Below are 6,159 nucleotides of genomic sequence, written 5' to 3' on the forward strand. Positions count from 1 at the left end.
GTAGGCCCCCACCAGGCTGGCGGGAACCATGGCGAGGAGGCTCGTGCCCTGGGCCGTGTGCTGGTCCATGCCCAGGAGGAGCACCATGGCCGGGACCATGATGGTTCCCCCGCCCACCCCCATCATGCCGGAGAGGAAACCGGTGAAGCCTCCTGCCAAGAGAAGGGTTAGGTCTTCCCAGATTTCGCCCCGCACCAGGCCCATGGGGGCCAGGTAGGGTTTCAGGAGCAGCAAAAAGGAGACCACGAGGAGGAACCAGCCAAAGGCCCGCTTAAGATCCTTCTCCGCCAGGCTGTGGGCATAGCGGGCCCCAAAGCGGGCGGTGAGGATGGCCGTGGCAGCCAGAAACAAGGCCGCCTTCAAGCTCAAGGAACCTTGTAGCCCATAGGTGAAGGCTCCCACCAGCCCGGTGAAGAAAACCGCCACCAGGCTGGTGCCGTGGGCTTTGTGCTGGGTTAGCCGCAAAAGCCCCACCATGAGGGGAATCATCACCGTGCCCCCCCCAAGCCCCACAAGCCCCCCAAACCCCCCGCCGAGAAGGCCGATGACGAAGCCCATGGGGCTCATACTACCGGGTTTGGGGGCTCTTTTCCCTCCAAAGCCGCGGGCAGGTTTTCCACCGCCATCCCGGCCCTGCGTTCCCGGGTCCTTGCTCTCGCCTGGCCGATATGGGACGTCACCCCCACCTTGGGCAAGGTGCAGAGGGGCTCAGGATCCCGGGCGTGGCCAGGAGCTTCTCCCGGGCAAGATGGAGGGAAGGGATTGGGGGGTGTGGCTGGTGTAGACCCTCCACCGGCCGCAGGCCTTGGCCTTTTTGGCCGTCGCCTGACCGATGCAACCCATGCCAGGGTGGCGCCCTGGAGGTCTAGGCCCAAAAGAGGCTTGGGGTACCAGGCCGGCCAAAGACCTTTTCGGGCGTAGTCCACCCCTTCCACCACCCGCCGGGCCACGGCCAAAAGGAAGGCCAAGGTGAGGTCGGTAGTGGCCCCGGTGGGGACCGCGGGGGGTGGGGGTGTGGGTCACTCGGGTGCCTCGGGCTGGGGCAGCATCGAGGCCCACGTGTTGATCCCCCACGTTGTAGCAGGCAATGACTTTAGGACCTGGGGCCTCGTCCATGACCTCGGCGTTTATGGGGTCCTCCACCGGATGAGGCCGATGGCTCCCTCCACTTTCTTGAGAAGGTCTTCCCGAGAGAGGAAGAGCCCCTCATGGACCTCTACGCGGTAGCCCTTTTCCCATAAGCGCTTAAGGGCGTTTCAAGTAAGGCTTTGAATAACGGAGAATTTTCTCTTCCGGCATTGGGGCACCACCTCCAGCTCGGGGAAGGACAGCCGGTGGGTGCTGGGTCATAGAAGGACCTCTCAGAATAGCCCATCCAGCAAGGAGACGGCCTTCCCATGCTGGGCATCTTGGGGTTTAAGGTGGAGAGGACGGTGGTGGTCTCCAGGTTGCTCATGCTGTGCGCAGTTTGTGAACAGCTGATCCGGTATTTGGACTTGATAGCGATCATGGCTATGTTTTAGTTTAGCCCAAAGGTAGGGCATCCTTTCTTCGGAACCTTTGGGGCTAGGGCAAGGTTAGGTAGCAACTTGGATAGAGTTTAGGAAATGTAGCGTCTGCTCTTTAGCCAGCGAAGGATGTCATGGCTAAGCCATTGTTTTGGTACCAACACCGGAAGGTCCTTTAGACCGGAGGGTGGATCCAGATTTGCTTTTTTGTATAGAGCGAAGAGTTCCTTTTGAAAAATGGGGTCATGAAAGAAGCGATTCTCCAGTGCAACTACCAAGAGCAGGAAGTGCCTACGAAAGTACCATGGAGTGTTTGCAAGTTCCTGCTTGTTTCGAATAACCACCAGACATTCTTTGAATGCCACAAAAGCCCGAAGTATTAAAAGGCCAAACAAGTCGTAAATGTAATCCACGTCCAGGTAATCGCGATAGACGTAATACCCAATTCTGTTAAGTACGGCCGTAATTTTAGCGATTCTTTGCTCATGGTCATCATACACTGATGAGGTGTTACTGTTGTTGATTTCGGCACCACTACCCGAGTCATTTTCACTCGCACACAACTTTTTTTGGTTGCTTAGCCTGATTAACTCGTGTAAGTCGTTTTTGAAGGGTTCTTCAAACATCTCGTAGATAAAGTGTAGGCTTTCTAACCGAATGTGTTGCATTTGAAGCTCCAGTTGCCTGACACCTATTGCCAGATAAACCGTTGCCCCTGCAGTTATTGCAGCGATTACGAACTGGCCAACCGACTGACTTTTCCCGAGAAATGTTGCTAGGATAGCGAACAGCGCAATCGCCACGGAAACCCAGAACACGCTAAGCCAGATTCCATAGTGACGTTGCATACCTAAATATTACCCTCCAGCAAAGGAAAGCTCGGCCACCGCCACCAAAGGGCTTCCGAAGGCGGCGCCCATCACCTCCCACTCCACCTCTTCCCCTACGGCCTCTATGGCCTGGAGAAGTTCCAAGAGGTTCCCGGCCACGGCGAAGTTTTCCACCGCGTACCGCACCTCCCCCTCCTCCACCCATAGCCCCAGGGCCTGGAGGGAGAAGTCCAGGCTCACGGGGTTGGCCCCGGCGTGGAGGCCCATGAACTCGGTTATCAGGACCCCCTTTTCCAGGTGCAGGTTGCCCACGGGTTCCAGATACAGGTTGGTGGGGGCCACATCCAAAACCCCGCGGTAGGTGCGGAAGGCGTGGCCGGTGTTTTCTTGGCCCAGGGCTTTGGCGGTTTCGCTGTTGTGGAGGAAGGTCTTGAAGACCCCCTTGGCCACCACCACCGTGCGCCGGGCCGGAGTGCCCTCGGCGTCAAAGGGACGGGAGACCAAACCCTTTTCCAGGGTGGGGTCGTCCACCAGGGTGACCCATTCCGAGGCGATCCTTTCCCCTAAGCGGTTTACGAGGCGGCTTTTGCCTTCCAGGGCACTTTTGGCGGAAAGGGAGCGGGAGAGCACGAAGAGGAGGCCCGCCATGGCCTTGGGTTCCAGGTAGGCCCGGTAGCGGCCCGTGGGGAGGGGTTTGGCGTCTAGTAGCCTTGCGGTTTTCTCCCGGATCTCCAAGGCGGTGCGGCCAGGGTCCAGGGCGTGGAACTCCTTGGCCAGCCGAAAGTCCCAGCCTTGCTTGAGGCTATTGCCCTCCGCCATCACCAGGCTTCCCCCCATCCCGGCAAGCCCGGTGCGGAAGGCTCCCTCGGTGCCCAAGGTGCTGGCCAGGGCCACCCGGACCTCCTTTTCCATATAACCCCCCATGAGGACGCTTCGGGTCCTGGGGTCTGCCCATAGGGCCCTTTCCAGCTCCAAGGCGCCTTGCTTCTTGGCCTCGAGGGGAGCGGAAAGCCCCTCTCCCAAGAGGTCATGGCTTCCCAGGGCCTGCCCCGGAGGGAGGGCGCCTTCCTTGCCGGAAAGCAGGGCGTTATCCCGGGCTTCGGAGAGGGCCCAGTCCAAGGCTTCGGGGGAGAGCTCTTCCGTATAGGCGTAGCCCAGCCGACCCTGCACCAAGACCCTTAGGCCAATGCCCCCCTGCCGGGCCTCCTTGATCTCCTCCAGGGTGCCCTGCCGGGCCCTCAGGGAGAGCTCCCGCTCTTCCTGGAAAAGCACCTCCGCCTCGAGGCCCAGCTCCTTGGCCCGCCTTAACAGGTACCGTTTGGCTTCCTCCAGGGTCATGCCCTACCCCCCACCACGATCTCCGAGACCAGCACGTGGGGCTGGCCCACCTCCACCGGCACCATCCCCGAGAGGCTTCCGCACATGCCGGGGGCGTTTTCCCAGTCCTTGGCCACGGCCACCACCTTCTTGATGGTCTCGGGCCCCTTGCCCACCAGCATGGCCCCGCGGACGGGCTCCTCCAGGCGGCCGTGGCGGATGATGTACCCCTCCTGCACGGCGAAGTTGTACTCCCCCGAGCCCGGCTTCACCTGCCCGCCCCCTAGGTCCTTGGCGTAAAGGCCAAACTCCACGCTGGCGATGAGCTCCTCCACCTCCTTGTCGCCCGGGGCGATGAAGGTGTTGCGCATCCTCGAGGTGGGGGCCAGGGTGTAGTCCTGCCGGCGGCCCGAGCCCGTTAGGGGATAGCCGGTGAGGAGATGGCCCAGGCGGTCCACCATGTAGCTTCGCAAGATGCCCTTCTCTATCAGCACCGTGCGCTCCGTGGGGCGGCCCTCGTCGTCCACCTCCGTGGAGCCCCAGGCGTGGGGCAGGGTACCGTCGTCCACGTAGGTGACCACGGGGCTGGCCACTTCCTCCCCCAGCCTATCGGCCAGGACGCTGGCCTTCTTGGCCACACTGGTGGTCTCCAGAAGGTGCCCCAAGGCCTCGTGGAAGATGACCCCGCCAAAGGCCTTCCCCACCACCACGGGCATGGTGCCGGCAGGGGCGGGTTTGGCCCTTAGGTTGGTGAGGGCTTGCCGGGCGGCCTTGGCCCCCACCTCCTGGGGCGGGTAGAGGTCAAAGAGTTCCAGGCCCACGCTTTTGCCGGGGGCGGCGTAACCGGTCTGGACCTCCGTGCCCTCCTGGGCCACCGCCAGCACCACTAGCCGGGTGCGGACCCTCTTCTCCTCGGCCCAGGTGCCCTCGGTGTTGGCGATCAAGACCTCCTGCTCCCATTCCTGCAGGCTGGCCTCCACCTGCTGGATCTCGGGGGCGATCCGGGCCCCGGCCTCGGCCTCCAATAGCCTTTCCAAGCGGAAGCGTTTGTCCTTTTCCCCGTAGGGCACCTTAGGGGTGTGGAGGCCTCGGGGGGAGGCCTTGCGGAAGTCCAGGCCCCCAGCCCCCCGCTCGTCCACCCTTCCCAGGGCCCCTTTGGCCCGAAGCAGGGTCTCCAGGGCTTCTTGAAGCCCTTCTGGGGTGAGCTGGTTGGTGTAGGCGTAGACCACCTCGGTGCCGAAGAAAAGCCTTAAACCCGCCCCGTAGTCCAGCCCCGAGATGGCCTCGTCCAGCCTGCCATAGCGCACGGTCATGCGCCTCCTCTTGGAGCGCTCCACGTAGACTTCCCCAAAGTCGGCCCCGCCCTTGAGGGCCTTGTTGAGGAGGTCTGCCACCACGTCCGGATGCAGCATGGGCTAAGCCTATCCCGGAACTGACCCGCGAGTCAACCGCTGGGGGCAGGGGTGCCTAGCCCCGGGGAAGGGTGTTCAGCAGGGTATGGACCGCTCTCTCCAGGGCCAGCCAAGGGTCTTTGCCCTCCTTGGCCCGGCGTTCCCCGGCTATGAGGGCTTCCAGGCTGGCCTTGAGGGCGTTTCCTGTGAGGCTTCGGGCCAGCTCCACGGCCCGCTTGGCCGCGTAGGGGTGGGCCTCGAGGCGGGCCAAATCCCCTTCCGTGGGCCTGGGGTTTTCCTCAAGGAGCATCCAGGCCCGGGCCAGAAGGGCAAACTGCCAGGCGAAGGCCCCCAGGAGCCTTAGGGGTTCCTCGCCCTCTTCCCTTAGCCGCTTCAGGTGGCGGAAGGCCCTTTTGGCGTCCCCTTCCAGCACGGCCCGCACCAGGTCAAACCCCGTGACCGGGGGCTTTAGGGCCACCACCCTTTCCACCTTCTCCAGGGTGAGGGGGGGCGTGAGGAGGGCCAGCTTTTCCAGCTCCCTTTCCAGGGCCTCGAGGTCCCCCTCCAGGGAGGCCAGGTACTGGGCGATGCCGGCGGGCAGCCTTAGCCCCAGGCGCTTGGCCCGGTTTTCCAGGTGGCGCACCAGGTCCTTTCCCTTAGGGGTGGGGAAGTCCCGCCTTTCCCGGGTGCGGTAGAAGGCGGCCCGGGCGGTGGTGGGCTTAGGATCAAGGATCAGCACGGCCACCCCTTCAGGGACGTTTTCCAGAAGGGGCTTTAACGCCTTCCACTCCCCGTCGCCCACCTCCCGCAGGTCCAGCAGGGCCCCGGCTTGCCCGAAGAGGCCGGGGCTTAGGGCCTCGGCCAGGGCTTCCGGGGTGGGTTCGGTGAAGCGGGTGAGGCCCCGAAGGGAAGCCTCCTGGAGAAGCGCCTCCTTGGCCAGGAAGGGGTCCCCGGTAAAGGCGATGACCATGCCTAGAAGGCGCTAAGCCCCGTGGCCTCCCGCCCCAGGACCAGGGTGTGGATGTCGTGGGTGCCCTCGTAGGTGTAGACGGTTTCCAGGTTGAGCATGTGGCGGATGGCGTGGTACTCCAGGGTGATGCCGCTTCCCCCCAG

5 protein-coding genes and 2 pseudogenes are annotated in these 6,159 nt (G+C 62.9%); all 7 read right to left on the reverse strand.

What is annotated here, in order from left to right; genetic code table 11:
- A partial coding sequence (locus Q0693_RS09875) for a sulfite exporter TauE/SafE family protein (RefSeq protein WP_298631377.1) occupies window positions 1-558 on the reverse strand: 558 nt, incomplete at its 3' end.
- Window positions 559-563: 5 nt separating this feature from the next.
- Window positions 564-1,307 (reverse strand): annotated as a pseudogene (locus tag Q0693_RS10835) (NAD(P)-dependent oxidoreductase).
- 293 nt (window positions 1,308-1,600) lie between these two features.
- Window positions 1,601-2,356, reverse strand: a complete 756-nt coding sequence (locus tag Q0693_RS09885) for a hypothetical protein (RefSeq protein ID WP_298631368.1) — start codon at window positions 2,354-2,356, stop codon at window positions 1,601-1,603.
- A gap of 9 nt (window positions 2,357-2,365) precedes the next feature.
- Window positions 2,366-3,676, reverse strand: coding sequence for a TldD/PmbA family protein (locus Q0693_RS09890; protein ID WP_298631371.1), 1,311 nt, complete (start codon window positions 3,674-3,676; stop codon window positions 2,366-2,368).
- Entirely contained in the window at window positions 3,673-5,067 is a 1,395-nt protein-coding gene (locus Q0693_RS09895; RefSeq protein WP_298631374.1) for a TldD/PmbA family protein, read from the reverse strand. The genes Q0693_RS09890 and Q0693_RS09895 overlap by 4 nt, the downstream gene beginning before the upstream one ends.
- A 55-nt stretch (window positions 5,068-5,122) precedes the next feature.
- Window positions 5,123-6,016, reverse strand: a complete 894-nt coding sequence (gene holA, locus Q0693_RS09900) for a DNA polymerase III subunit delta (RefSeq protein ID WP_243030417.1) — start codon at window positions 6,014-6,016, stop codon at window positions 5,123-5,125.
- Between the two features lie 2 nt (window positions 6,017-6,018).
- Window positions 6,019-6,159: pseudogene (locus Q0693_RS09905) on the reverse strand (acyl-CoA dehydrogenase); the annotation flags it as partial.

This window comes from uncultured Thermus sp. (assembly GCF_938010445.1).
In the GTDB taxonomy this organism is placed as follows: Bacteria; Deinococcota; Deinococci; order Deinococcales; family Thermaceae; genus Thermus; species Thermus altitudinis.